A 24,177-nucleotide genomic window follows, 5' to 3' on the forward strand; every position below is an offset into this window, starting at 1 on the left:
TGCGCGGCCGTCCTACCGCCTGGCCGGTCCTACCGCCTGCCCTGCTTGGGGCCGCCGAGGGCGTCGGCGGCGTGCCGGGGGCCGGGCCCGGACGAGAACTGGCCGACGAGTTCACGGAAACACACCAGCGCGGTGATCGGGGGAATTCCGACGATCACCATGGCCAGCAGGGAACTCGGGGACTGGCCGATGCACAGGGCCACCGCCGTGCCGGACGAGATCAGCATCACCGCCCAGGACCGCCGGGCGGTGCGCTGCTGCACCGCCGCCCGGACAATGGACAGACCCGCCAGAAGCCACGGCCCGTACACGGTCAGCGGCCACCAGCGCGCGAGATGCTCCGACACCACCAGCAGCGCGATGTCGCGCAGTTGAATGTATGAATAGGAGACGGACCAATAAAGCATGGTCAGTGCGCACACGGCGATAGTCGTAATTAAGAACGCGACGGGGACGATCCGCGGGTTCCTGGCGAAGAAGTGGGCCCCCGGGCGGGGCCGGCGTCGGCTGACCGGGCGGCGCGGCAGGTCACGGACCTCCGCCAGGGTCGGTTCGGGAGCCAGGCCGTGCGTCGCGTAGGCCATCTGGATCAGCTCGGCGTCCGGGTCCCATACGTCCGAAGCGGCCCGCGGGCCGGGGAGCCAGATGGGCTGTGTGTCGATCTGCTGAACCCCGTCAGGGTTGTGATCCACCGAATCATAATCGGTTCTCATTTTGAATCCTGCTCCATTGAGGGATCCGCTTTTCCGACCGGCACGAGGGAGGCCGAGCCTGATTTTTGGCATTCGGGAGAATAGCGATCGGCGGTGATTTCCGCGAGGAGCGAACCGCGGTGAACGGCCGGTGAAACGGTGAATCCCGTCCGGCTCCGAACGAGTGGACTCGCGGAGCGTGTACGGGACGGAGACCTTTGCCCAAGGCTCGGACGGTGACGCTTGCCCCTTCGAGACCCCGCTCCCGAGAAGGCGCCCCGACATGCGACGCACCCCCTTTGGCCGCCCGTTCGCCGCCGCGCTGCTGGTGGCGTCCGTGCTGGCCCCGCTGGCGACGGCCCCCGCGACGGCCGTGCACGCCGCGGCCGACCGGTATGACGAAGACCGGTACGACAAAGGCCGGTACGACAAGGACAGGTACGACAAGAACGACTGTCCGCGCGGCGGTCTCGGCCCCGAACTGACCGCCCGTCTGGACCAAGCCGTCGAGGGCGTCCGCCAGGAGGCCGGCATCCCCGGGGTCACCGTCGGCCTGTGGCTGCCGGGCCAGGGGTGCTACGTCCGGTCGACCGGGGTCGCCGACACCGCCACCCGCCGGCCGATGACCACCGACCTGTTCACGCGGATCGGCAGCGAGACGAAGACCTTCACGGCCACCGCGCTGCTCCAACTCGTCGACGACCGCCGGGTCCGCCTGGACGACCCGATCTCCCGCTACGTGCGGGACGTGCCGAACGGCCACCGGATCACGCTGCGCCATCTCGCGCAGATGCGCAGCGGCCTCTTCCCGTACAGCGCCGACCCGGACTTCGTCCACGCCCTGTTGAGCGAACCCAGCCGCTTCTTCACGCCCCGGGAGCTGCTCGCGTACGCCTTCCAGAACCCGAACACCTTCGCGCCGGGTGAGCGGTTCCAGTACTCCAACACCAACTTCGTCCTGCTGGGCCTGGTGGTGGAGAAGGTCAGTGGCCGGCGCTTCGCCGACTACCTCCGCGAACGGGTGATCCGCCCGGCCGGGCTGCGCCGCACGCTGTTCCCCGAGGGCCCCGGGTTCCCCGAGCCGCACGCGCGCGGCTACACGAACCAGACGCTCAGCGGTGAGATCGAGGACGCCACGGACTGGAATCCCAGCTGGGCCTGGGCGGCCGGCGCGATGGTCTCGGAGCTGCGCGATCTGCGCCGGTGGGCCGAGGTCGTCGCCACCGGGACCCTGCTCAGCCCGCGGACCCAGCGCGAACGGCTGAGGACGCTGCCGACCGGCTTCCCCGGCACCGACTACGGCCTCGGCGTCTTCGAGACCGGCGGCTGGATCGGGCACAACGGCTCCATCCCCGGCTACCAGAGTGTGACCGTGTACCTGCCGGAACGGAAGGCCACCCTGGTGGTGTTGCTCAACACCGACGTGACGTACGAGGGCCAGGAGCCGTCCTCGCTGGTCGCCCGCGCGGTCACGGAGGTCGTCACCCCGGACCACGTCTACGACCGCCCGGCGCCCCCGCGCTGAACTATTTGCCGTGAATGTGCACGTATAAGCCGTGCCCGGTCGGTTACCCGCACGGCATGATGCGAACGCTGAAACGGCACAGGGGGCACGGAAAGCACGGTGGGCACCCCGGCTACGGCGGGCACACCGACCAGGTCGAGCGCGACGACCGGTTCGCCCGCGACGAGGAGGTCGAGCGCGGCGAGCAGGCCGACCGCTACGAGGAGGCCGGGCGCGGCGACGAGGGCGGGGCCGCGCGGGCGGCGCCGACGGCCGGGCCGGACGAGGAGGTGGAGCGGTGGGCGCCGGACAGCCCCGCCGATCTGCCGAAACGCTCCTGGTGGGCGGTGCTGAAGGGCACCGTGAAGGAGTTCAAGAAGGACGAGCTGACCGACCGGGCGGCGGCGCTGACCTACTACGGGATCCTCGCCCTGTTCCCGGCGCTGCTGGCGCTCGTCTCCCTGCTGGGGATCGTCGGGCGCTCGGCGACGCAGCAGGTGCTGGACAACATCCAGCAGCTCGCCCCCGGCGCCGCGCGGGACGTGCTCACCAACGCCGTCCAGCAGATGCAGGGCAACGCCGGGCTCGGCTCGATCATGGCGATCGTGGGTCTGGCGCTGGCGGTGTGGTCGGCCTCCGGCTATGTCGCCGCGTTCATCAGGAGCGCGAACGCGGTGTACGACGTCCCCGAGGGCCGTCCGGTGTGGAAGGTGCTGCCGGTCCGGGTCGGGGTGACGGTGGTGCTGATGGTGATGGCCGTGATCAGCGCCCTGATCGTGGTGTTCACCGGCGCCCTCGCCAAGGAGGTCGGCACCGCGCTCGGGGTCGGGGACACAGCGCTCACCGTGTGGTCGATCGCGAAGTGGCCGGTGCTGGTCCTGCTGGTCACGATCATGATCGCGGTCCTGTACTGGGCCACCCCGAACGCCAAGGTCCGCGGCTTCCGCTGGATCACCCCGGGCAGTCTGCTCGCCCTGCTGATCTGGATGGCCGCCTCCGCCGGCTTCGCGTTCTACGTGGCCAACTTCGGCTCGTACAACAGGACCTACGGCGCCATCGCGGGCGTGATCATCTTCCTGGTGTGGCTGTGGATCACCAATCTGGCGATCCTGCTCGGCCTGGAGTTCGACGCCGAACTGGCGCGTCAGCGGGCCCTGGCGGGCGGCCATCCGCCCCACGAGGAGCCGTACGTCGAACCGCGCGACACCCGCAAGTGGGACGAGGAGGACCGACGGCGCCTCGGCGTCGACGGTCAATGACGGTTCACGGCGGTCGGTGACGGTGGCTGACGGCCCGGCGCGGGGACACGCCGTCGGATGGACCATCGGGCCGGTTTGCGCGGCTCATGGTCATATCTTGCGGAATATGACGAAATGGCATATTGGCTATCTGGCGTGCGTCGCGGCGGTCATCGGGGTGGGGCTCGGGGCCGCCCCGCAGGCCGTCGCCCACCACCCGACCCATGTGGTCTTCCCCGGCGAGTCCATCCAGCAGGCGGTCGACGCGGCGGCGCCCGGCGACACGGTGCTCGTGGCCTCCGGCACCTACCGCGAGAGCGTCCGGATCGGCACCCACGGCATCACCCTGCGCGGCATGGGCCCCCGCACCGTCGTCGAACCGGCCGCGACCAAGGCCGCCGACGGGTGCGGCGACGCCGGCAACGGCATCTGTGTGATCGGCACGAAGGACCACAAGGTCGAGGACGTCACCGTCGCCAACCTGACCGTGACCGGCTTCACCGGCTCCGGGGTCTTCGCGCAGGACACCGACCGGCTCACCGTGCGGCACGTGACCGCCGTCAAGAACGGCGTGTGGGGCATCGCCCAGGAGCGCTCGGTGCGCGGCGTGTTCCGCAAGAACACCGCCCGGGACAACGGCGACGCCGGACTGTTCCTCGCGAACACCGTCAAGGCCGAGCAGGGCGCCACGGACAGCGGCGGCACCGTCGTCGCCCACAACCGCCTGGAGGGCAACCGGATCGGCTTGACCGTCCGGCGGCTGCGCAACCTCACCGTGGCGGACAACCACGTCACCGGCAACTGCGCGGGCGTCTTCGTCGTCGGCGACGAGAACAAGCCGAGGGCCGGCGCCCTGACCGTGCGGGACAACCTCATCGACCGCAACAACAAGTCCTGCCCGAAGACCGCGCGACTGGACGCCCTCCAGGGCACCGGCATCGTGCTGACCGGCGCCGAGGACACCCTGGTCACCCGGAACCGAATCACCGGCAACGCCGGCGCCTCCCCGCTGTCGGGCGGCATCGTCGTGTGGAAGAGCTTCGTGGGCACCACCAGCGAGCGGAACCGAATCACCGAGAACGTGCTGGAGAACAACGCCCCGGCGGACATCGTCAACACGGACACCGCGGGCAAGGGCAACACCTTCTCCGGCAACACCTGCGCGGCGTCCAAGCCCGCCGGACTGTGCTGACCGCGCCGAGGTCGTCCATGAACGCGAACAAGGAGGGCGTCGTATGACGACCGCTCAGACCAGACCGGCGGGGGAGCCGTCACCCACCGCCCGCACCACGCGGACCCAGGCCGTCCACACGTCCGCCCAGGGCACCCAGGCCGCCCCGCCGCCACCCATGCGGTTCAGGGAACTCGTCTTCGGCGCGGCGGTCGCCGGCGCCCTGCGCGCCGCCGCCCGGCTTGGCGTCGCCGACGCCCTCGACGACACCCCGCTGTCCGCGGAGGACCTCGCGGCGGCGGTGAAGGCCCAACCGAAGCCGCTGCGGCGGCTGTTGCGGGCCCTGTCCTGCCACGGCGTGTTCACCGAACGGCCCGACGGGACGTTCGCGCACACCGACATGTCCCGGCTGCTGCGCGAGGACGACCCGCACAGCCTGCGCGCCATCGCCCTGTGGTGCACCGAACCGTGGACCTGGGACGCCTGGCCGAAGCTCGACGAGGCGGTGCGCTCCGGCCACAACGTCGTCGAGGACCTGTACGGCAAGGAGTTCTTCGTCTACCTCAACGAGGACGCCCCGGAGTCGGCCGACGTCTTCAACCGGGCCATGACGACCTCCAGCGTCCAGTCCGCGCGGGACGTCGCCGACTTCCTCGACCTGTCGGGGAGTTCGTCCGTCGCCGACATCGGCGGCGGGCAGGGCCACGTGGTCGCCAGCCTGCTGGAGAAGCACCCCGACCTGCACGGCACCCTGCTCGACCTGCCGCGCGTGGTGGAGAACGCCGACCCCCGGCTGCGACCGGGCGGCGCGCTCGCGGACCGCACCCGCGTCGTCCCCGGCGACTGCCGCGAGGCCGTCCCGGTCCGGGCCGACGTGTACGTCATCAAGAACATCCTGGAGTGGGACGACGACAGCACCGCCCGGCTGCTGCGCAACGTCATCGGGGCCGGCGGCCCCGGCACCCGGGTCGTCGTCATCGAGAACCTCGTCGACGACTCGCCGTCGATGCGGTTCAGCACCGCGATGGACCTGCTGCTGCTCCTCAACGTCGGCGGGGCCAAGCACACCACCGAGAGCATGACCTCCCGGCTGACGGCCGCGGGGCTGGTCATCGACGACGTACGGCCGGTCAACGCCTATCTGCACGCGTTCGACTGCCACGTGCCCGAATGACGGGCGACGGGCCGCCGGGCACGCGCGTCGCGCGTGCCCGGCGGCCCGTCGGTGCGTTCAGGAGCGGTTGTCCCGCTCCCAGCGGTAGAAGCAGTGCGCCATCGCGTCCTTCGGGGAGCGCCAGGTCGCCGGGTCGTACGCGCTGACGTACGCCGACAGCCGTTCGCTGATGGCCCGGAACTCGGGGTGCCCGGCCATCTTCGTGATGGTGGGCGTGGGGTCCCGCTCGGACTCGACGAGGTGGATGTACACGTCGTCGAACTGGAAGAGGCTGCGCCGGGAGACCCCGATGAGGTGCGGCAGCTCCCCCCGGTCGGACTCCTCGAAGATCTTGGCGATGTCCGGGGCGGCGCCCGGGGTCATCCGGGCGACGATCAGGGATTGGTGCATGGGTGTCGTTCTCCGTCCGAATACGGGGGTCGGGTTCGGCCGTCTCAGTCGGTCAGGCCCGGCGCGGCGCCCCGTTCGGCGGCGGCCTTCTCGATGCGGTCCCGGATCAGGGCCATCTGGACCTTGGAGTTGCGGTTGATGTTGTCGGTCATCCAGTCGTCGTCGACCGGAGCGTCCGGCTTCATCGAGAAGTCCTGCGTCCACGCCATGCGGGTGCCGCCCGGGACCTTCTCGTACTCCCAGAGGATGTTCATGTAGGCGAAGGGGCCGGTCTCGACGCGGCGGGCCTCCACGGTGAGCGTCTCGCGGTCCGTCTCCCGCTCCGAGACCCAGCTCCAGACCTTGCCGTTCTCGTCGGGGTGCATGGTCAGCCGGAACGTCACCCGGTTCCCCTCCTCGGAGAGGATCTCGGCGCTGGCGTACTCGCTGAACAGCCGGGGCCAGTTCGCGACGTCGTTGGTCATGTCCCAGACCAGGTCGACGGGCGCGGCGATGGTGATCTCGTTGTGCGTGTGTCCGGCCATCTCAGGCTCCCGCCATCAGCGCGCTGTTGACCTGGTCGAGGAACTGCTTCGGGCTCTTGCACTTCTCCGCGTCGGGCGGCATCGGCGTGCCGTACCGGTTCTCCAGCTCGCCGACGATGCCGAGCAGGCCGAGCGAGTCGATGCCGAGGGCGTCGAAGCCGGACTCGTAGCGCTGCCGCAGCTCCTCCGGGGTGACGGTGACCCCGGCGGCCTTCTTCATCAGCTCGGACAGTTCTTCCACGGTGATGCGGTCACTCATGCGGTTCTCTCCTTGATGCGTCGGGTGCGTCGGGGTGCGTCGTGAGGGTGGTCGGGGGTGGTGGTCGGGAGGGGTGGTCAGGTGGTGGCGCCGGGGCCGAGTCGGAGTACCAGCGCCGCGTTCGACCCCATGAGGCCCCGGCTGAGGACCAGCGCCGTGCGCGGCTCGGCGGCGCGGGCGCGGGCGGTGACGAGGTCGAGGTCGTGGCAGACGTCGAAGACGTTCGGGGTGGGCGGGATGACGCCGTGCTCCATCGCGAGCACCGCCGCCGCCACGTCCAGCACGGCCGCCGCGCCGTTGCCCCGGCCGACGGCGGTCTTCGGCGCCGTGACGGGGACCCGGGTGCCGTGCGCGCCGAGGGCGTCCGTGATCGCCAGGGCCTCGGCGCGGTCCGCCTCCGGGGTGCCGAGGGCGTCGGCGAAGACCACGTCGATCTCCTCCGGGGCGCAGCCGGCCTCCGCGAGGGCGCCCCGGATCGCCTCGGCGAGGCCCGCCCGGGACTCCTCCCAGCGGGAGGCGCCGGTGAACGTCGCCGCGTGGCCCGCCAGGTGGGCCCGCACGGGCGCGCCGCGTTCCCGGGCCGTCTCCTCGGCCTCCACGACCAGCATCGCGCCGCCCTCGGCGGGCACGAAACCGCAGGCCGCGGCGGTGAAGGGACGGTAGGCGCGGTCCGGGTCGGCCACGGTGCTCAGCTCCGGGTAGCCGAGCTGGCAGACCACCGAGTAGGGGGCGAGCGGCGCCTCCGTCGCGCCGGTCACCATCACGTCGGTGCCGCGCCGCACGGCCCGCGCCGCGTGCGCCACGGCGTCGAGGCCGCCGGCCTCGTCGGAGGCGATCACCCCGCAGGGGCCCTTGAAGCCCCGGCGGATGGAGATCTGGCCGGTGCTGGCGGCGTAGAACCAGGCGATGGACTGGTACGGGCCGACGAAGCGGCTGCCCTTGGACCACAGCTGCTGCAGCTCCCGCTGCCCGAACTCGCCGCCGCCGGAGCCGGCCGCCGTGACCACGCCCACCGAGAACGGGGCCGCGTCGGTCGCGGGCCGGTCCAGGCGGGCGTCGTCGAGCGCCTGGTCGGCGGCGGCCATCGCGAAGTGCGTGAACCGGTCGGTCTGGACGAGGTAGCGCTCCTCGACCGCCGAGGGCGGGTCGAAGTTCCGCACCTCGCCCGCCACCTTCAGCGGCAGGTGCTCGCAGCCCTCGCGGGTGACCCGGTCCAGGACGCTGATGCCCTCCCGGGTCGACTTCCAGAAGGTCTCGGTGCTGGTCCCGTTGGGCGCCACCACGCCGATTCCGGTGACGGCCGCGCGCCGAGGACGCCGCGTGCTCCGTTCGCTCATCGTGTCTTCTCCCTCGGCAGACTCATGACCACCGCGGACTGGAAGCCGCCGAACCCGCTGCCCACGGAAAGCACGTTGGTCAGCTTCCGCTCGCGGGCGACGCGCGGGACGTAGTCCAGGTCGCACTCGGGGTCCGGGGTCTCGTAGTTCGCGGTGGGCGGGACGACCTGGTGCGCCAGGGCCAGCGCGCAGGCGACGACCTCGATGGCGCCGATCGCGCCCAGCGAGTGGCCCACCATGGACTTGATGGAGCTCATGGGCGTGTCGTAGGCGTGCGCGCCGAGCGTGCGTTTGACGGCGGCCGTCTCGTGCCGGTCGTTCTGCTTGGTGCCCGAGCCGTGCGCGTTGACGTAGTCGACGGCCGTGCGGTCGATCCGGGCGTGGTCGAGGGCGTCCTCGATGGCCCGTGCCATCTCCAGGCCCTCCGTGGTCAGACCGGTCATGTGGTAGGCGTTGCCGAAGGTGGCGTAGCCGCCGATCTCGCAGTACACGTGCGCGCCCCGGGCCCGGGCGTGCTCCAGCTCCTCCAGGACGAGGACGGCTCCGCCCTCGCCCATCACGAAGCCGTTGCGGTCGGCGTCGAAGGGGCGGGAGGCGTGGGCCGGGTCGTCGTTGTTGGGGGAGGTGGCCTTGATCGCGTCGAAGCAGGCCATGGTGATCGGGGAGATCGGCGAGTCCGACGCCCCGGCTATGCAGATGTCGGCGCGGCCCTCCTCGATGGTGTGGAAGGCGTACCCGACGGCGTCGAGGCCCGAGGTGCAGCCGGTGGAGACGGTCTGCACCGGCCCGCGCGCCTCGAAGCGTTCGGCGACGGTGGAGGCGAGGGTGCTGGGCGCGAACGCCCGGTGCAGATGCGGACCGGCCTCCCGGTGGTCCACGTCCCAACGCTGCCCGCTGTGGCTGACCAGCACGTAGTCGTGCTCCAGCCGGGTGGTGCCGCCGACCGCGGTGCCCAGGGACACCCCGACCCGCCAGGGGTTCTCGGCGGCGAGGTCGAGGCCGGAGTCCCGTACCGCCTCCTCCCCGGCGACCAGGGCGAACTGGATGTACCGGTCGCAGCGGGCGATCACGTCCGCGTCCAGTCCGTGGGCCGCCGGGTCGAAGTCGCACTCGGCGGCGATCCGCGAACGCAGCCCGGACGGGTCGAAGAAGGTGATGCCGCGCGTCGCCGTACGGCCGCCCGCCAGGAGGTCCCAGAACGCCGGGACGCCGATGCCGCCGGGGGCGACGATGCCTATGCCGGTGACCGCCACGCGCCTGGTCATGAGCGGACCCGGGTGTGTTCGGCCGCCCGTGCGGCGTGCGCCGCCTCCACCGGGATCGGTACGCCGTTCGCGTCCTCGGTGTCGACGTGGCCGAGCGGCGGGCTCGGGGCCAGCGGACCGAGGTGGAAGACCATGCGGGCCTCCACGTTGCCGACGTTGCGGAAGCGGTGGCGCATGTGGGCGGGGATCAGCAGCCCCTGCTCGGGTCGGAGTTCGTGGGCCTCGCCGTCGAGGTCGACCTCCAGCTGCCCGCAGATGACGTAGATGAACTCCTCGGAGTACGGGTGGTAGTGCTCGGCGATGCGGTCGCCGGGCGCCACGATGGCCACGCCCATGAAACCGCTGGTCGAGCCGACGGTGGTGGGGGTGAGCATGGCGCGCAGATCGCCGCCGCGCCGGGTGTTGGGCTCGACCTCGCTGACATCCACGACTCTGGGATGGCGATTGATCACGACGTTCCTCCGAACGTGGGCTGCGGACTGGTGAGAGGGGGTCAGGCGTCGGGCGCCCGGCGGTCGGTGACGAGGTCCATGCGGGCGACCGTGAGCAGCCGGGCGGGGGCCTCGTCCCTGGGCGAGCCGTCCATGCCGAGGGCGGCGCCGTCGAGGAGCGCCGTCAGCTCGGCCGCGCGGGCGCGGTCGGTGAGCCCGAGCACGGGGCCCGGGTCGGCGTCGAGGCCGCCGCGTACGTCGACCAGCCGCACCACGATGTCGTCGCGCTGGAAGATCGTGCTGCGCAGCACCGGGCCCTGCGGGTCGTCCGCCGCCGCCTCGTCCTGCCGGGCGAGCAGCTCGGCCAGCCGCAGTCCGCGGCCCTCCCGGGCCGGGTAGTACAGCGCGTGCCGTACGGCGTCGGGGCTCTCCTGGCCGGCCGTCACATGGTGCACGGCGGGCAGCGCCGCGCGGGTGAAGAAGACCCGGGCCGAGTCGGGGTCGTCGAGGTCCCGGTCCTGCTCCAGATAGGGGTTGATGGCCTCCTCGACGGCCCGCACCTCGGGCTGCCGGGCCACGTGCCGCAGCGCGGCGAGCAGGTCGCCCCGCACCTCGACGGCGCGGACCACCCGGTTGCCGTGCATGAACAGGGAGGTGCGGCACAGCCGGGTGGTGTCGTCGACCCTCGGCTCCGGCGCGGCGTAGTCGGCGAGGATCTTGGCGACCTTCTCCTCGCTGCCCGGCTTGACCGTGAAGGTGAGCGCGTGCCGGATCAGGCCGTCGCCGATGCGGGGAGAGGTCTGCAGCCGGCGCTCGCCCGCCTCGGCCTCCACCGCCGGGCCGCCGGTCTCGCGGACGATGTGGAAGCGCAGCGAGCGGGTGTCGCGCACGCAGTCGTGCAGCGGCCGCACCATCTGCACGTGTTCCTCGCTGTTCACCCAGGTGAGGAAGGGCGGGGCGCTCTCCCACTCGCTGGTGATGAGCCATTGGGAGGGGTTCTCGATGGACTGGCAGAGCTGGTCGCTGACGTGTCCGGGGACCGACGCGACCTGGTTGCACAGCTGCTCGTACGCCTCCAGGAACTGCTGCTGGGCGCCGTCGTAGACGTCCACGAGGAGGACGACACGGAGCCGGGAGCCGTCGAAGACGGACTGGGAGACCCGCTGCGACACCTGTCGCCGCAGTGACTCGGTAACACGTTCGGACGTGGTGGTCATCCTGCGCACATCTCCTCGGTGGGGGGCTAGAGAAGGGCGAACGTCGGCCGGACCGGCGTGACGTCGGCGTGCCTCGATCCTGAGCCCGGCCCCTCGGGCGCGCGACTCGTATGCACTGCGCGGGTGACCGGTGCACCGGGCGGGTGACGGGGGGTCGGGCCGGTGACCGGCCGGGCCGTCGGGCGGCGGCGCGGCCGGTCACGGCGGCTATCGCGCCCGGCACGGGTCAGGCCACGCCGGTGGCGGTCTTCTTGCGGCGCGCCGCGTACAGGCCGGTCCCGGCGACGGCCAGGACGGCCAGCCCGCCCGCGGTCACGGCCGGGGCGGCGAGGCCGCCACCGCCGGTGTGGATCCCGCCGCTGGGCTTCTCGTGCCCGCCGCCCCAGGACTCCTCGTCGTGCCCGCCGCTGCGGGAGCCGTCCTCCTGCTTGCCGCTCCAGGAGCCGCCGTCCTGCTTCCCGCTCCAGGACCCCTCGTCCTGCTGGGCGCTCCCGGAGCCCGCCTTGTCCTGCCCCTTGTCGTGCTCGCTGTAGGAGGAGTCCGAGCCGTCCCAGCCCCCGGACGCGTACGCGACGGGCGCGCCGAGCGCGAGGAGGGCCGAGGCCGCCGCGGTGGCCATGAGCATTCGAACAGAGCGCATCTGACGATCCTTCCGTCGGCGGGGCGGGCAGCCGACGCTTCGTCAGCTGTGGTGACCCGCCCCCGACGTGATCCACCGTCAGACAGCACTCCCGACCCCACCACTCAAGACGATCACTCGGGTGAACCCGCCCGCCCGTCGGGCGAGTTCACGGGGAGACGGGCTGGTCCTCCGCCCGGTCGGACGGGCTCAGGTCCTCGCCAGCAGCGTGGTGAGGACCTCCCGCAGTGCCGCCTCGGCGTCCGGGACCGGGCCCGGCGCCCGCCAGGCCACGAATCCGTCGGGCCGGACGAGTACGGCGCCGCCGGGCGCCGTCCCGTGGACCGCCGCCCAGTCCGCGTCGCCCTCGGGCGTCAGCTCGGCGGCGGGGCCGTCGCCGATCCGGTACGAGGCCAGGGGGACGGACATCGCCTCGGCCAGCCGGAGGGCGGCCTCGTGCCAGCCGGCCGACCCGCCGTCCGCGCCGGCGCCGGTGCGGCCGTCCGCGTCCGCGTCGCTGAGCAGGACGAGCGAGCGCTCGTAGAGGTCGAGCGTGGAGATGTGTTCACCCCGGTGCCGTACGGCCAGGTGGGGCGCCCTGCTGCCCGGGGCGCCGGACAGGTCGAGGCGTTCCGGGACGACCGGGGTCGCGGGGTCGGCGCCGAGGACGGCACCCTGCGGATAGCGGTAGCCGAGGGCCACGTTGAGGATGCCGCGCTGCGGGCCGCCGCCCCCGCCGACGCCGGGGGCCGGGGCGAAGCCGGGGTGGCTGTGCTCCACCGACCGGGCGGCGGCACGGGCGCTGGTCGCCTCCGCCACCGGCCGGCGCTCGGCGTCGTACGTGTCCAGCAGGCCCTCCCCGGCCCAGCCGCCGAGCACGGCCGCCAGCTTCCAGGCGAGGTTGTGGGCGTCCTGGATACCGGTGTTGGAGCCGAAGGCCCCGGTCGGGGACATCTCGTGGGCCGAGTCGCCGGCCAGGAAGACCCGTCCCGACCGGTAGCCGCGGGCGACGCGCTGGGCGGCGTGCCAGGGGGCCTTGCCGGTGATCTCGACGTCGAGATCGGGCACCCCGATCGCGCGGCGGATGTGCTCGACGCACCTCTCCTCGGTGAACTCCTCCAGGGTTTCCCCGTGTTCGGGGTGCCAGGGCAGGTGGAAGACCCAGTTCTCCCGGTTGTCCACGGGCAGCAGCGCCCCGTCGGCGTCGGGGTTCGTCAGGTAGCAGACGATGAAGAGGCGGTTGCCGACGACCTCGGCGAGGCCGCGGGAGCGGAAGGTGACGCTGACGTTGTGGAACAGGTCGCCGGGGCCGCTCTGCCCGATGCCGAGCTGTTCGCGGATCGGGGAGCGGGGGCCGTCGGCGGCGACGAGGTAGTCCGCGCGGACCGTGGTGTCCTCGCCGGTCTCGCGGCTCTTGACGATCGCCGTGACACCGGAGGAGTCGCTGTCGAACGACAGCAGTTCGGTGTTGTAGCGCAGGTCGCCGCCGAGTCGCTGGGCGTGCTCGAACAGCACCGGCTCCAGGTCGTTCTGGCTGCACAGGCACCAGGAGCTGGGGCTGAAGCGGGCGAGCCCGCCGCCCGCGTCGATCTCCTTGAAGAGCCACTCGCCCGCGTCGCCGACGAGGGTGGGTGTCTGGAGGATGCCGTGGTTGCCGGACAGGGTGGCGGCGGCCCGGCGGATGCCCGGCTCGACACCGGCCGCCCGGAACAGCTCCATCGTGCGGACGTTGTTGCCCCGGCCGCGCGGGTGGATGGAGGTGCCGGCGTGCCGCTCCACCAGGGTGTGCGGCACCCCGAGGCGGCCCAGGAACACCGAGGTCGACAGGCCGACGAGGGACCCGCCGACGATGAGGACCGGGGTGCGGTGGTGGGTGGGGGTGCCGGTGGCGTCGGTCCGATCGGGCCTCTGCCCCGTCTTCGGGCTCTGCCCCGTCTTCGGGCTCCGCCCCGTCATCGGGCTCTGCTTCATCGCGTTCATCGCTCAACTCCAGCGCGTCGTGTCCGCCGACTCGGCCGGGTGGGGCCGGGGGCTTCATCCATGCCCCGCGCACGCCCCGCACCGGGAGAACGGGACCGGGCTTCACCCGCATAGGGCCCTGGCGACGGCCCCGGGGCGGACCGCTCAGGTACTCGGGTGGAGCTGAGTACGTGCGCTCTGGGCGCGGAAGAGCCGTGCCGGGACGCTGGGTTCATGAGCGAACGACTCCGCAAGACCGCCTCCCAGCTGCTGCCGGGCCTCGTGACGGCCGTGTCCGCCCTCGCCCTCTGGGCCCTCTGGCTGGGCTGGGACCAGCAGCGCGACCTGCATCCTGACGGTTCGTCGACCGGCCCCTACGAGGCGTGGCAGGTGATCGGCCTGGTGCTGACCCTGCTGGTGCCGGTGTACTGGGCCGCGTCCCGACGGCACATCACCGGCGCCGTGGCCGGCACCACGATCGGCCTGACGGTGGCCTCCTTCTACGACTGGTCGGACGACGCCAGCGGCCTCTACGGCATCGGCGTGACGATGGTGATGCTGGGGACGATCGGGGTGACCACCGGTGTCTCGTTCCTGATCGCGGCCATCGGGGGCGGCGGAGGCGGAGGGGGCGGCGGGTCGCGGCCTCAGTCGACGGCCCCCATGACCTCGTAGGCCTCGGGGTCGAACCGGGCCAGCCGTCGGCGCATACGGCCCGTCGACCACGGCCAGCTGAAGCTGTTCACGCCGTTGTCGTCGAGGTAGTAGCTGGAGCAGCCGCCCGCGTTGTAGACGGTCGACGGGAGGGCCTGCTGAAGCTCGGCGTCGAAGGCGGCCTGGACTTCGGGGCGTACGTCCATGCTGCTCCAGCCCGCCGCGCGAAAGTGGCGTATCGCGCCCGCCACATACGCCAGTTGGGCTTCGAGGACCGCGTACGCGGAGGAGTGGCCGGTGCCGAGGTGCGGGCCGAGGAGGACGAACGCATTCGGGAAGCCGCTGACGGTGGTGCCGAGGTAGGCGTCCGGACTGCCCTTCCAGTGGTCGTCGAGGCTGGTGCCGTCGGCGTCGAACACCCGGCGGGCGATGGGCATGTCGAGGATGTGGAAGCCGGTGCCCAGGATGATCGCGTCGACGTCGGCGCGGCTGCCGTCGGCGCCGAGGACGCTGCCGCCCTCGACGGCCTTCACCGCCGTCGCGTGCACGGCGACGTTGGGCCTGGTCAGGGCCGGATAGTAGGTGTTGGAGAGGAGGAGACGTTTGCAGCCCAGGGTGTAGTCGGGGGTCAGGGCCCGCCGCAGGTGGGGGTCCTTGACGGCGGCCCGGAGATGAAGGCTGCCCACCTTCTGTACCGCGCGCAGCAGGGCCGGGTGGCGGAAGCCGACGCCGAGGGCCTCCAGCGCCGCGTACTCCGCCGCGCGCAGTGCCCGTTGGGCGCCGGGGACGGTCCGCAGCAGTCGGCGTTCGGCGTTCGGCACCGGGTGGTCGGGCTTGGGCAGCACCCACTGGGCGGTGCGCTGGAACAGGTGCAGCCGGCCGACGCGGGGCTGGATCGCCGGCACGAACTGCACGGCCGAGGCGCCGCTGCCGACGACGGCCACCCGGGCGCCGGTGAGGTCGACGTCGTGGCGCCAGCGCGAGGAGTGGAAGACCTCGCCGGGGAAGTCGGCGAGGCCGGGTAGGTCGGGGAGCAGCGGTTGGTGCCAGGGCCCGGCCGCCGAGATCAGGAAGCGGGTGGTGTAGGTGCCGCGGGTCGTCTCGACGTGCCAGCGGGCGGCCGCCGGGTTCCACTGCGCGCGGGTGACCTCGGTGCCGTAGCGGATGAGGGGCGTGATGCCGTACGCGGCGGCCGTGTTCCGGAGGTAGCAGCGGATCTCGGGCTGGCCGGCGAAGGCCCGGGTCCACTCCGGGTTGGGCGCGAAGGAGTACGAGTAGAGGGCGGAGGGCACGTCGCAGGCGCAGCCCGGGTAGGTGTTGTCGCGCCAGGTGCCGCCGAGGTCGTCCGCCTTCTCGACGAGGACCAGGTCGCGGACGCCCGCCTCGCGCAGCTTGATCGCCGCGCCGATGCCGGAGAGGCCGCTGCCGATGATCAGGGCCTCGACGTGGTGGGTCAGGGCCGCGCGGGCCTCGGTCGCCGGGGGAACTTCGGGGCCGTCGGGGTTCTCTAGAGCTTCGGGGTTCTCGGGGTTCTTGGGCTTCTCTGGGTGCGGCATCTCAGGCTCCTGTCCGTGGGGCGGCGGTGGGTGCGGCGTCACGGACGGCCTCATGGACGGCGTCACGGAGGGCGTCACCGGGGGCTTCGTGGGCGGTTTCGTCGGCGGCTTCGCGGAGCGCCTCGCGGACGTGGGCCCGTGTCGTGCGCAGGGCGGTCTCCAGGACCGTCAGGCGGCGTCGGGGGTCCATGAAGTTGCCGCCCATCACCTCCAGGTCGGCGGCGTCGGGCTCGATCCGGACGACCCGGGTGCCCGTCGCCCGCAGCGCGGCGCACTCCGCGTCGAGCGTGCGGGTCATCGCCCGGCGCAGCAGGGCCTCCGCCCGGCCGAGCCCCCGGCGCGGGCCGGGGGAGCGGGAGCTCATCGGCGCGACGACGTACACCTCGTCGAGCCCGCTCGGCACGAGCAGGTCGGCGGAGGCGGTGGAGAGGATGCCGCCGTCGGCGTACCGCCCGCCCCCGATGCGCACGGGCGGGAACCAGCCCGGCACCGCCCAGGACGCCCGGAGCGCGTCCCGCAGGGCGGCCGGGCGCGTGTCGGGGTGCCCGAAGACCGTACGGCGGCCCGTGTCGAAGTCGGTCGCCACCAGCCAGGTCGCCGGATGCGGGACCCACTGCCCGGCGGGGACGAGGGAGTCCGCGAGCGCCGCCAGCCATCGGGTGTCGCCGCGGCCCTGGGGCAGCAGACCGGACAGCCCGGCCATGGTGGGGGCGGTGCCACGCAGGGCGCGGCGGGCCAGCCCGGGGGAGCCGAGGAAGGCCGCGGGCCGGGGCGGGAGCGCCCGGGGCGGGGAGGCGAAGTGGCGGAGGAGGTCGGGGCGGGCGTCCGGGCGGCCCAGTTGCGCGGCCAGCAGCTCCTCCACGCCCACGCCCGCGCCGAGCAGTGTCGCGATCTCGGCCCCGGCGGAGGTGCCGACCAGGACGTCGGCCTCGCGCGGATCCCAATCCAGGGCTCGCCGCAGCGCGTGCAGGGCGGCGATCGTCCAGGCCGCGCCGAGCGTGCCGCCGCAGCCCAGTACGAGTCCTCGGGTGGGGGGCGTGGTCGTGCGTGTACTCGGAGCGGTCACCGCGTTCACATCCCGATACTCGTCACTCGATGTCGGATATTCAGATACTCGGATACTCAGGTAATCCAGATGCCAGCGAGATCCGGATACTAGTGGTATCCGAAATGGTTGGACAGCCCCTTGCCGGAGATAGGATCCGGGGATCCGCGAGCCACCTGGAGAGGGAGCGAGACATGGCCCGCCTCAGCCGCGTCGAGAGTCAGGAACGGACGCGTGAGCGGCTGGTCGCCACCGCGCGGCAGCTGTTCCTCTCCCACGGCTACGCCGCCACCTCGCTCAGCGACGTCGCCGAGACGGCCGGCTACTCCAAGGGCGCCGTCTACTCCAACTTCCGCAGCAAGGACCACCTGTGCCTCGCCGCCCTCGACGACATCCGGGCCGAACAGCTGGCGCTGCTCACGGACGCCGTCATGGGCGAGGCCGGGATCGAGGACCGGCTCGCGGCCTTCGCCGCGTGGGCGGAGGCGCACATCGGCGACGAGGCGTGGACCACGCTGGAGGTCGAGTTCCTCACCAGCGCGCGGCACGACGCCGAGCTGCGGGGCGAGATCGCCGTACGGGTCGCGGTGATTCGTGAGGCTCTCGCCCACCTGCTCGACGCGCTCGCCCTGGAGCTGGGCGTCGCCCCGGCGATGCCCGCCGACCGCGCCGCGATGACCCTCCTCAGCCTGGGCATAGGCCTCGGCGTCCAACGCGTCGCCGACCCGACGGTCCCCACGGCCGTCCTGACGGAGACGCTGCGGCTGGTGCTGCGGATGGGCGACCGGGCGGAGGGGTGACCGGGCGGAGGGGGTGACCAGGTGGAGGGGGACCGGGCCGCAGGCCGCGTCAGGCCCGTCCCCGGGTCTCCGCCGCGCGGCGGGCCAGGGAGTCGAAGACGACGGCGACGAGCAGCACGCCGCCGGTGATCATGAACTGGACGGCGGGCTGGACGCCCAGCAGGGCCATGCCCGAGGCGATGGACTGGATGATGAGGACGCCCAGCAGGGCGGACCAGGTCGAGCCACGGCCGCCGAAGAGGCTGGTGCCGCCGATGACGGCGGCGGCGATGGCGTTGATCAGCAGCATCCCGGAGCCCGGGACCTGGGTCGCCGACGTGAGCCGGGACGCGACGAACAGACCGCCCACGGCGGCCAGCGTCCCCGACACCACGAACACGGCGATCCGTACGCGCGACACGTCGACGCCGGACCGCCGGGCCGCCTCCACTCCGCTGCCCAGCGCGAGGACCTGACGGCCGTAGACCGTGCGGCGCAGGAAGAGGTCCGCGGCGATGACGACACCGAGGAAGATCAGCAGCGCCAGCGGCAGGCCCTCGAAACGGCCCAGGACGTGGACGGTGGCGAACGAGGCCAGCGCGAGCAGCGCCGTCCGCACCCAGATGTCGCCCCTCGCCCGGTACGGCATCCCGGCCGCGCCCCGGCGTCGGCGGTCGCGGAGGCACAGGAGGAGGTACGCGAGCGGACCGAGCGCCGCCAGGCCGTAGGTGACGGCGGCGGAGCCGAAGGCGCGGCTGGTCAGCTCGGCGACCAGGCCGTCGTCGCTGAAGCTGATGGAGCTCTCCGGCCCCAGGAGGTAGAGCATCAGGCCGTTCCAGGCCAGCAGGCCCGCGAGGGTGACGACGAACGCGGGCACGCCGATCTTGGTGAACACGAACCCGTGGAGCGCCCCGGCCGCCGCGCCGCAGGCCACCGCGACGAGTACGGCGAACCCCTCCGGCATGCCGTGGTTGACGTTCAGTGCGGCGAACAGGGCGCCGGAGAGGCCGGCCAGCGAACCCACCGAGAGGTCGATCTCGCCGATCAGCAGCACGAAGACGACGCCGACGGCGACCATGCCGGTGCCGACGATCTCGACGCTGAGGACGGAGAGGTTGCGCGGGGAGAGGAAGTTCTCGTTGAGGCTCTGGAAGACGATCCAGGTCACGGCGAGGGCGAGAAGCGCGGGCACCGGGCCGAGTTCGCCCTCGTGCACCCTGCGGCGCACGGCGTGGGCGTACGCGCGGGGGCGGTCGCCGTACCACCGGCGTACGGCGTGGGACGGGCGTCCGGCCTCGGGGGACCGCTGCCCGCCGTACCACCGACGCCCCGCGCGCGACCGACGCCCGGCGTGCGACCGGCGCCCGGCGTGCGACGGGCTTCCGGCGTGAGACGGGCCTCCGGCCTGCGACCGCCGCCCGCCGTACCACCGCCGTCCGCCGTACCACCGCCGCCCGCCCTGCGAGCGGTGCGCGTCGTCCCCCGGGCCCTCTTCCCGGGGGCTTTCCTCTCCGTTCCCCCTCACGGCCATGTCTCCTCCGGGTCGGTCGGGGGGTGGCCCGCGGTGTTGTCCACCGCGCCGGTGATGGAGGAGATGATCTGTTCCTGGGAGGTCGTGCTGACGTCGAACAGGCCGTTGTTGCGGCCGAGGCGCAGGACGGCGATCCGGTCGGCGACGGCCTTGATGTCCCCCATGTTGTGGCTGATGAGGAGCACTCCGGTGCCCCGGTCGCGCAGTTCCTCGATGAGGTCGAGGAGCTGGTTGGTCTGTTCGAGGCCCAGGGAGGCGGTGGGCTCGTCGAGCAGGAGCAGCCGGGGGGCGCTCACGAACGAGCGGGTGATCGCGACGACCTGCCGCTGGCCGCCCGACAGCGTGGCGAGCGGGACGCGGACGTCGGGGATGCGGATGGAGAGGGTGCGCAGCAGCTCGCGGGTGCGGCGCTCCATCTCCACCTCGTCGAGGACGCCGAAGCGGTGGATCTCCCGGCCGAGGAAGAGGTTGCCGACGACGTCGAGGTGGCCGCACATCGCGAGGTCCTGGTAGACGGCCGCGATCCCGAGGAGCTGGGCGTCCTGGGGGCGTCTGATCTGGACGGGTTCGCCCTCCCACTCGATGACGCCCTTGTCGGGGGGCCCGACCCCCGAGATCACCTTGACCAGCGTGGATTTCCCGGCGGCGTTGTCGCCGACCAGGGCGACCACCTCACCGGCCCTGATCTCCAGTTCGACGTCCACCAGCGCGTGGACGGCGGCGAAACGCTTGGAGACGCCGCGCAACGCCAGCAGGGGCTGGACCACCGGGTCACCTCCTGGACGGGGCGGACAGGGCTGACGGGGCCGCTGGGGCTCACGGGGCTGCGGGGCCCACAGGGTTGCTGGGGCTCACGGGGTGAGTCCGGCCTTGTCGCACGCGGGCCGGAGCTTCGGGGTGCATATCTGGTCGATGGTGTACATACCGTCCTTGACCACAGTCTCCTCGATGTTGTCGACCGTCACCGCGACCGAGGGGAGGAGGACGGCAGGGATGTTCTCGTCGGTGGGGCTGTCGACGGTGCCGGTGGCGATGTCGTCGACCGTCTCGCCGCGCCCCAGCGCGACGGCCATCTCGGCGGCGGCGTCGGCCGCCGGTTCGAACGGCTTGTAGATGGTCATGTGCTGGCTGCCCTGCACGATGCGCTGGATGGCCGCGAGGTCGGCGTCCTGGCCGGTGACCGGCGGCAGCGGCCGCACCGCGCTGGCGTTGAGGGCGGAGATCACGGCGCCCGCGAGGCTGTCGTTGGCGGCCAGGACGCCGTCGATGTTCTCGCCGCCGAGGGCGGAGATGGCGCCGCTCATGTTGACGTAGCCGTTCTCCGGCCGCCAGCCGACGGTGTCGTACGACTTGCCGATCTTCACCTCGCCCTCCAGGACGGCGAGCGCCCCGCGCTTGTACCAGCCGGCGTTGGGGTCGGTGGTGGCGCCGTTCATCATGACGATCTGGCCGCCGTCGGCCTTGTCACCCATGGCCTTCAGCAGTTCCTCGGCCTGGAGCCTGCCGACGGTGTCGCCGTCGAAGGTGACGTAGCCGGAGATGGGGCCCTGGGCGAGCCGGTCGTAGGCGACGACGGGGATGTCGGCCCGGTCGGCGGCCTCGACCGACGAGCGCAGCGCCTTGGGGTCGACGGCGGCGACGATCAGGACGTCGACGCCCCTGGTGATCATGGCGTCGAGCTGTTGCCGCTGGACGGCCGGCTCGGCGGTGGCGGCGACGGTCGCGGCCGGGCAGCCGGGGCACAGCTCCTTCAGCCGCTTCTCGATCAGGGGTCTGTCGAACTGTCCGAAGCGGGAGGCTCCGCCGCCCGGCAGCAGCACGCCGACGGTGAGGTCGTCCCCTCCACCGCCGCCCCCGCTGTCCCCGCCCCCGCCACACGCCCCGGTCAGGACCAGACCGGCGGCGACCAGGAACGCCGCACCCGCCCGCCCGAGGGACCTACGCTTCACGACCGCTGTACGGCCGACGCCGAGACCCATGTCGGTTCCTTAGGGAATATGCCCACTCTTGCCCTGCTATGGACGCCTTCCTCCAGCGTAGCCAAGCCCACGGAACGGCTGCCTCCGCGCTGTCGGCGTCCGTGTCCCGCAGGGTCGAAGGGTCGTTGGGGCCAGCATGAAGAAGATCATGACGCTGGCCCTGCTGCCCGCCGCCGCCCTCGCCCTCGCCTCTCCCGCCCACGCGGACGCCACCGCCGACAACGACAGCAACTTCGGCCCCGGAGTCAACGCCGCCAACAACTGGAACTTCAGCGCCGCCGCCGTCTGCTTCCAGGAACTCGCCGTCGTGCCGGTGGGCGGGTCGTGGACCGGCGACACCGTCAACCACTGCGCGAACGGGAACGTGCTGAACCACGCCCGCTGACGGGACCCGGGTGAGGGGTGTGGTGCCGAGTCGGCGGCCGGGATTCGCGCTCGGCCGCTGCGCGACGATCGATCGGTGCCCTCATGTACACCTGATACATTTGTTACATGAGTGAGCCGGTGATCGAATCAATGGCCGAAGTCCGCAGTCACCTCGCCGACGTCATCGATCGCGCCCATCGGGAGGAAACCCCGACGATCATCACGCGGCGCGGCAAGCAGGAAGCCGTCGTGATCGACATCCAGGAGTACCAGCGCCTGCGTGAGATCGCCGAGAACGCCGAAGAGGCATGGCTCAACCAGCTGGCCGACGAAGCCGAATCCGAGGGTACGGAGGGGTCGGTCTCCTTGGAAGAGATGGCCGCCCTGCTGCGCACCCATCAGAGCTGACCTCATGGGGTACGTCACGCGCTTCACGCCGCATGCTCAGCGGGACATGCTGAAGGTTCCGCGCCCTGACGCGCTGCGCATTCTGTACCGCCTCGCCGAACTGCAGAAGGCGATGGACGCGGGAGGCACCGAGTCGTTCGACATCAAGGCACTCCAAGGGCACAGTGCCCGCTGGCGGCTCAGAGTCGGTGACTCCCGCGTCGTCTACACCGTTGAGGGCGGCCAGTTGATCGTGTGGGTCCTGGCCGTAGGCAACCGGCGCGATATCTACCGCCAAGTCCCGTAGCTCCGGGGCGCGGCGAGCTTCGTACCGAGGTTGCGGTGCCCCCGTGCGGCGCTGAGCATGGGCCGGGGGGTCGTGACGGAGGGCGGTGCCTGGATGAGTGCGAACCGTGCGTCCCGTACGTCGGACCGGGCGATTGCCTACGACGATGATCGCCTGCCGCGCTGTCTGGTCACCGGGGCCACCGGGTACATCGGGGGGCGGCTCGTGCCGGAGTTGTTGGACGCCGGGTACGCCGTACGGTGTCTGGCTCGGTCGCCCGGGAAGCTGCGGGACCATCCGTGGGCCGGGCGGGCGGAGGTCGTGCGGGGGGACGTGACCGACGGGGAGTCCGTGGGGGCGGCCATGGAGGGCGTGGACGTCGCGTACTACCTCGTGCACGCGCTCGGCACCGGGCGGGGGTTCGAGGAGACCGACCGGCGGGCGGCCGAGGTCTTCGGGGAGCGGGCGCGGGCGGCGGGCGTACGGCGGATCGTGTACCTCGGTGGGCTGACCCCCGCCGGAGTCCCCGAGCACGAGCTCTCGCCGCATCTGCGGTCCCGCGCCGAGGTGGGCCGCGTGCTGCTGGCCTCGGGTGTGCCGACCGCCGTGCTCCGTGCCGCCGTGATCATCGGGTCGGGCTCGGCGTCGTTCGAGATGCTGCGCCATCTCACCGAGCGGCTGCCTGTGATGGTGACCCCGAGCTGGGTGCGCACCCGTATCCAGCCCATCGCCGTCCGGGACGTGCTCCGTCTCCTCGTGGGGTGCGCGCGGCTGCCGGACGACGTGAACCGGACCTTCGACATCGGCGGGCCGGACGTCGTCACGTACGAGCAGATGATGCGGCGGTACGCGGCCGTCGCGGAGCTGCCGAAGCGGGTGATCGTGCCCGTGCCGCCGCTGACCCCTCGGCTGTCCAGTCTGTGGGTCGGGCTGGTCACCCCGGTGCCGGGCGGTCTCGCGCGCCCGCTCGTCGAGTCGCTGAAGCACGAGGTGGTGTGCGGCGAGCGGGACATCGTCCGGTACGTGCCCGACCCGCCGGAGGGGCCGGTCGGCCTGGACCGGGCGATCGCGCTGGCCCTGCGGCGGGTGCGGGACGCGGACGTGGCGACCCGGTGGTCCTCGGCCGCGACGCCCCGCGCGCCCAGCGACCCGCTGCCGACCGACCCCGACTGGGCGGGCGGCAGCCTGTACGAGGACCGCCGGGAGCGCCCGGTGGCGGCGTCGCCGCAGGCGCTGTGGCGGGTGGTGGAGGCGATCGGCGGCGAGAACGGCTGGTACTCCTCGCCGCTGGCCTGGTCCCTGCGCGGCTGGGCGGACCGGCTGGTCGGCGGGGTCGGCCTGCGCCGGGGCCGCCGCGACGCGACCCGGCTGCGGATCGGCGACAGCCTCGACTTCTGGCGGGTCGAGGAGATCGAGCCCGGCCGGCTGCTCCGCCTCCGCGCGGAGATGCGGCTGCCGGGCCTGGCCTGGCTGGAGATGACCGTCGACCGGGACGAGGAGGGGCACACGGTCTACCGGCAACGCGCCCTGTTCCACCCGCACGGGCTCGCCGGGCACGCGTACTGGTGGGCCGTGGCTCCCTTTCACGCGGCGGTTTTCGGCGGGATGGCACGCAACATCGCGGCGGCGGCGGAGGCCGAAGCCCACACGGACACCGCCCCCGAACCGGCCCGCACGCACTGACGGACGGGTGGGTCGGTATCCCAGGCACCTATGTATCCGCAGGTCGGATGGGGTGGGATGGTTCCACCGTGCTTGATCGGCCGTCGGCTGTTGCCTCCGGTCGTCGTGACCGCTGATGCTTTTGGTGTCGC

At 72.4% G+C, this 24,177-nt stretch carries 25 protein-coding genes; 10 read left to right on the plus strand and 15 right to left on the minus strand.

The annotated features are described in order from the left end of the window. Nucleotides 1-29: 29 nt before the first annotated feature. Nucleotides 30-692, minus strand: coding sequence for a DUF2637 domain-containing protein (locus tag L3078_RS24295; protein ID WP_239756072.1), 663 nt, complete (start codon nucleotides 690-692; stop codon nucleotides 30-32). Between the two features lie 283 nt (nucleotides 693-975). Here L3078_RS24295 and L3078_RS24300 point away from each other — a divergent pair, with 283 nt between their 5' ends. From L3078_RS24300 to L3078_RS24315, 4 genes are all read left to right on the plus strand, one after another. Next, nucleotides 976-2,217: a serine hydrolase domain-containing protein gene (locus L3078_RS24300; RefSeq protein ID WP_239756073.1), complete on the plus strand. Its 1,242-nt coding sequence runs from the start codon at nucleotides 976-978 to the stop codon at nucleotides 2,215-2,217. A gap of 59 nt (nucleotides 2,218-2,276) precedes the next feature. Continuing rightward, a complete protein-coding gene (locus tag L3078_RS24305; RefSeq protein WP_420864183.1) occupies nucleotides 2,277-3,455 on the plus strand; it encodes a YihY/virulence factor BrkB family protein in 1,179 nt (392 codons plus the stop codon). A gap of 106 nt (nucleotides 3,456-3,561) precedes the next feature. Further along, nucleotides 3,562-4,626, plus strand: a complete 1,065-nt coding sequence (locus tag L3078_RS24310; protein ID WP_239756075.1) for a right-handed parallel beta-helix repeat-containing protein — start codon at nucleotides 3,562-3,564, stop codon at nucleotides 4,624-4,626. Nucleotides 4,627-4,783: 157 nt separating this feature from the next. After that, nucleotides 4,784-5,779 carry a methyltransferase gene (locus L3078_RS24315; protein ID WP_239760448.1) on the plus strand — a complete coding sequence of 332 codons (996 nt, stop codon included), beginning with the start codon at nucleotides 4,784-4,786 and terminating at the stop codon, nucleotides 5,777-5,779. A 57-nt stretch (nucleotides 5,780-5,836) separates the two neighbouring features. Here L3078_RS24315 and L3078_RS24320 read toward each other — a convergent pair whose 3' ends face one another. The 9 genes from L3078_RS24320 to L3078_RS24360 all read right to left on the minus strand — a co-directional run bounded on the left by L3078_RS24320 (nucleotide 5,837) and on the right by L3078_RS24360 (nucleotide 13,777). Next, on the minus strand, nucleotides 5,837-6,169 hold the full coding sequence (locus tag L3078_RS24320) for a TcmI family type II polyketide cyclase (RefSeq protein ID WP_239756076.1): 333 nt from the start codon (nucleotides 6,167-6,169) through the stop codon (nucleotides 5,837-5,839). Nucleotides 6,170-6,213: 44 nt separating this feature from the next. Then, on the minus strand, nucleotides 6,214-6,693 hold the full coding sequence (locus L3078_RS24325; protein ID WP_239756077.1) for an SRPBCC family protein: 480 nt from the start codon (nucleotides 6,691-6,693) through the stop codon (nucleotides 6,214-6,216). Between the two features lies 1 nt (nucleotide 6,694). Next, on the minus strand, nucleotides 6,695-6,952 hold the full coding sequence (locus L3078_RS24330; RefSeq protein ID WP_239756078.1) for an acyl carrier protein: 258 nt from the start codon (nucleotides 6,950-6,952) through the stop codon (nucleotides 6,695-6,697). Nucleotides 6,953-7,029: 77 nt separating this feature from the next. Further along, nucleotides 7,030-8,289, minus strand: coding sequence for a beta-ketoacyl synthase N-terminal-like domain-containing protein (locus L3078_RS24335; RefSeq protein ID WP_239756079.1), 1,260 nt, complete (start codon nucleotides 8,287-8,289; stop codon nucleotides 7,030-7,032). Further along, nucleotides 8,286-9,554, minus strand: coding sequence for a beta-ketoacyl-[acyl-carrier-protein] synthase family protein (locus tag L3078_RS24340; RefSeq protein ID WP_239756080.1), 1,269 nt, complete (start codon nucleotides 9,552-9,554; stop codon nucleotides 8,286-8,288). The genes L3078_RS24335 and L3078_RS24340 overlap by 4 nt, the downstream gene beginning before the upstream one ends. Then, complete coding sequence (locus L3078_RS24345; RefSeq protein WP_239756081.1) at nucleotides 9,551-10,006, minus strand: cupin domain-containing protein; 456 nt, start codon at nucleotides 10,004-10,006, stop codon at nucleotides 9,551-9,553. The genes L3078_RS24340 and L3078_RS24345 overlap by 4 nt, the downstream gene beginning before the upstream one ends. Nucleotides 10,007-10,047: 41 nt before the next feature. Then, nucleotides 10,048-11,202 (minus strand): SchA/CurD-like domain-containing protein, encoded by a 1,155-nt coding sequence (locus L3078_RS24350; RefSeq protein ID WP_239756082.1) that lies wholly within the window; start codon nucleotides 11,200-11,202, stop codon nucleotides 10,048-10,050. 226 nt (nucleotides 11,203-11,428) lie between these two features. Next, nucleotides 11,429-11,842, minus strand: a complete 414-nt coding sequence (locus tag L3078_RS24355) for a hypothetical protein (RefSeq protein WP_239756083.1) — start codon at nucleotides 11,840-11,842, stop codon at nucleotides 11,429-11,431. A gap of 189 nt (nucleotides 11,843-12,031) precedes the next feature. After that, on the minus strand, nucleotides 12,032-13,777 hold the full coding sequence (locus tag L3078_RS24360; protein ID WP_468165162.1) for an FAD-dependent oxidoreductase: 1,746 nt from the start codon (nucleotides 13,775-13,777) through the stop codon (nucleotides 12,032-12,034). 237 nt (nucleotides 13,778-14,014) lie between these two features. Between L3078_RS24360 and L3078_RS24365 the strand changes: the two genes are divergently transcribed. Beyond that, the gene (locus tag L3078_RS24365) at nucleotides 14,015-14,455 is read left to right on the plus strand and encodes a hypothetical protein (protein WP_239756084.1); all 441 of its coding nucleotides are present in this window, start codon (nucleotides 14,015-14,017) and stop codon (nucleotides 14,453-14,455) included. On the opposite strand, the gene L3078_RS24370 is transcribed toward L3078_RS24365, so the two are convergent. Continuing rightward, nucleotides 14,428-15,990, minus strand: coding sequence for a flavin-containing monooxygenase (locus tag L3078_RS24370; protein ID WP_239756085.1), 1,563 nt, complete (start codon nucleotides 15,988-15,990; stop codon nucleotides 14,428-14,430). The genes L3078_RS24365 and L3078_RS24370 overlap by 28 nt on opposite strands. Before the next feature lies 1 nt (nucleotide 15,991). Continuing rightward, nucleotides 15,992-17,056, minus strand: a complete 1,065-nt coding sequence (locus L3078_RS24375) for a patatin-like phospholipase family protein (protein WP_239756086.1) — start codon at nucleotides 17,054-17,056, stop codon at nucleotides 15,992-15,994. A 173-nt stretch (nucleotides 17,057-17,229) separates the two neighbouring features. Here L3078_RS24375 and L3078_RS24380 point away from each other — a divergent pair, with 173 nt between their 5' ends. Further along, nucleotides 17,230-17,835, plus strand: coding sequence for a TetR/AcrR family transcriptional regulator (locus L3078_RS24380; RefSeq protein WP_239756087.1), 606 nt, complete (start codon nucleotides 17,230-17,232; stop codon nucleotides 17,833-17,835). A gap of 49 nt (nucleotides 17,836-17,884) precedes the next feature. Here L3078_RS24380 and L3078_RS24385 read toward each other — a convergent pair whose 3' ends face one another. The 3 genes from L3078_RS24385 to L3078_RS24395 form a co-directional block, all read right to left on the minus strand. Next, on the minus strand, nucleotides 17,885-19,042 hold the full coding sequence (locus tag L3078_RS24385; RefSeq protein WP_392310035.1) for a sugar ABC transporter permease: 1,158 nt from the start codon (nucleotides 19,040-19,042) through the stop codon (nucleotides 17,885-17,887). A 293-nt stretch (nucleotides 19,043-19,335) separates the two neighbouring features. Further along, on the minus strand, nucleotides 19,336-20,112 hold the full coding sequence (locus tag L3078_RS24390; RefSeq protein WP_239756088.1) for an ATP-binding cassette domain-containing protein: 777 nt from the start codon (nucleotides 20,110-20,112) through the stop codon (nucleotides 19,336-19,338). A gap of 84 nt (nucleotides 20,113-20,196) precedes the next feature. Further along, entirely contained in the window at nucleotides 20,197-21,324 is a 1,128-nt protein-coding gene (locus tag L3078_RS24395; protein WP_239756089.1) for a sugar ABC transporter substrate-binding protein, read from the minus strand. Nucleotides 21,325-21,460: 136 nt separating this feature from the next. Here L3078_RS24395 and L3078_RS24400 point away from each other — a divergent pair, with 136 nt between their 5' ends. The 4 genes from L3078_RS24400 to L3078_RS24415 all read left to right on the plus strand — a co-directional run bounded on the left by L3078_RS24400 (nucleotide 21,461) and on the right by L3078_RS24415 (nucleotide 24,046). Then, complete coding sequence (locus L3078_RS24400; RefSeq protein WP_239756090.1) at nucleotides 21,461-21,709, plus strand: hypothetical protein; 249 nt, start codon at nucleotides 21,461-21,463, stop codon at nucleotides 21,707-21,709. Between the two features lie 107 nt (nucleotides 21,710-21,816). Further along, nucleotides 21,817-22,098, plus strand: coding sequence for a type II toxin-antitoxin system Phd/YefM family antitoxin (locus L3078_RS24405; RefSeq protein ID WP_239756091.1), 282 nt, complete (start codon nucleotides 21,817-21,819; stop codon nucleotides 22,096-22,098). Nucleotides 22,099-22,102: 4 nt separating this feature from the next. Next, the gene (locus L3078_RS24410) at nucleotides 22,103-22,384 is read left to right on the plus strand and encodes a type II toxin-antitoxin system RelE family toxin (protein ID WP_239756092.1); all 282 of its coding nucleotides are present in this window, start codon (nucleotides 22,103-22,105) and stop codon (nucleotides 22,382-22,384) included. A gap of 93 nt (nucleotides 22,385-22,477) precedes the next feature. Further along, the gene (locus tag L3078_RS24415) at nucleotides 22,478-24,046 is read left to right on the plus strand and encodes an SDR family oxidoreductase (RefSeq protein ID WP_239756093.1); all 1,569 of its coding nucleotides are present in this window, start codon (nucleotides 22,478-22,480) and stop codon (nucleotides 24,044-24,046) included. The last annotated feature ends 131 nt before the right edge of the window (nucleotides 24,047-24,177 follow it).

Origin of the sequence: Streptomyces deccanensis (assembly GCF_022385335.1) — a bacterium.
Classification (GTDB): Bacteria; Actinomycetota; Actinomycetes; order Streptomycetales; family Streptomycetaceae; genus Streptomyces; species Streptomyces deccanensis.

Excerpts from the sequence above, each read along its gene's own strand:
- L3078_RS24360 (WP_468165162.1), bottom strand. The coding sequence starts at position 13,777 with ATGACGGGGCGGAGCCCGAAGACGGGGCAGAGCCCGAAGACGGGGCAG.
- L3078_RS24305 (WP_420864183.1), top strand. The coding sequence starts at position 2,277 with ATGCGAACGCTGAAACGGCACAGGGGGCACGGAAAGCACGGTGGGCAC.
- L3078_RS24415 (WP_239756093.1), top strand. The coding sequence starts at position 22,478 with ATGAGTGCGAACCGTGCGTCCCGTACGTCGGACCGGGCGATTGCCTAC.
- L3078_RS24320 (WP_239756076.1), bottom strand. The coding sequence starts at position 6,169 with ATGCACCAATCCCTGATCGTCGCCCGGATGACCCCGGGCGCCGCCCCG.
- L3078_RS24380 (WP_239756087.1), top strand. The coding sequence starts at position 17,230 with ATGGCCCGCCTCAGCCGCGTCGAGAGTCAGGAACGGACGCGTGAGCGG.
- L3078_RS24325 (WP_239756077.1), bottom strand. The coding sequence starts at position 6,693 with ATGGCCGGACACACGCACAACGAGATCACCATCGCCGCGCCCGTCGAC.
- L3078_RS24350 (WP_239756082.1), bottom strand. The coding sequence starts at position 11,202 with ATGACCACCACGTCCGAACGTGTTACCGAGTCACTGCGGCGACAGGTG.
- L3078_RS24300 (WP_239756073.1), top strand. The coding sequence starts at position 976 with ATGCGACGCACCCCCTTTGGCCGCCCGTTCGCCGCCGCGCTGCTGGTG.
- L3078_RS24400 (WP_239756090.1), top strand. The coding sequence starts at position 21,461 with ATGAAGAAGATCATGACGCTGGCCCTGCTGCCCGCCGCCGCCCTCGCC.
- L3078_RS24365 (WP_239756084.1), top strand. The coding sequence starts at position 14,015 with ATGAGCGAACGACTCCGCAAGACCGCCTCCCAGCTGCTGCCGGGCCTC.
- L3078_RS24335 (WP_239756079.1), bottom strand. The coding sequence starts at position 8,289 with ATGAGCGAACGGAGCACGCGGCGTCCTCGGCGCGCGGCCGTCACCGGA.
- L3078_RS24315 (WP_239760448.1), top strand. The coding sequence starts at position 4,784 with ATGCGGTTCAGGGAACTCGTCTTCGGCGCGGCGGTCGCCGGCGCCCTG.
- L3078_RS24370 (WP_239756085.1), bottom strand. The coding sequence starts at position 15,990 with ATGCCGCACCCAGAGAAGCCCAAGAACCCCGAGAACCCCGAAGCTCTA.
- L3078_RS24340 (WP_239756080.1), bottom strand. The coding sequence starts at position 9,554 with ATGACCAGGCGCGTGGCGGTCACCGGCATAGGCATCGTCGCCCCCGGC.
- L3078_RS24395 (WP_239756089.1), bottom strand. The coding sequence starts at position 21,324 with ATGGGTCTCGGCGTCGGCCGTACAGCGGTCGTGAAGCGTAGGTCCCTC.
- L3078_RS24405 (WP_239756091.1), top strand. The coding sequence starts at position 21,817 with ATGAGTGAGCCGGTGATCGAATCAATGGCCGAAGTCCGCAGTCACCTC.
- L3078_RS24410 (WP_239756092.1), top strand. The coding sequence starts at position 22,103 with ATGGGGTACGTCACGCGCTTCACGCCGCATGCTCAGCGGGACATGCTG.
- L3078_RS24355 (WP_239756083.1), bottom strand. The coding sequence starts at position 11,842 with ATGCGCTCTGTTCGAATGCTCATGGCCACCGCGGCGGCCTCGGCCCTC.
- L3078_RS24330 (WP_239756078.1), bottom strand. The coding sequence starts at position 6,952 with ATGAGTGACCGCATCACCGTGGAAGAACTGTCCGAGCTGATGAAGAAG.
- L3078_RS24310 (WP_239756075.1), top strand. The coding sequence starts at position 3,562 with ATGACGAAATGGCATATTGGCTATCTGGCGTGCGTCGCGGCGGTCATC.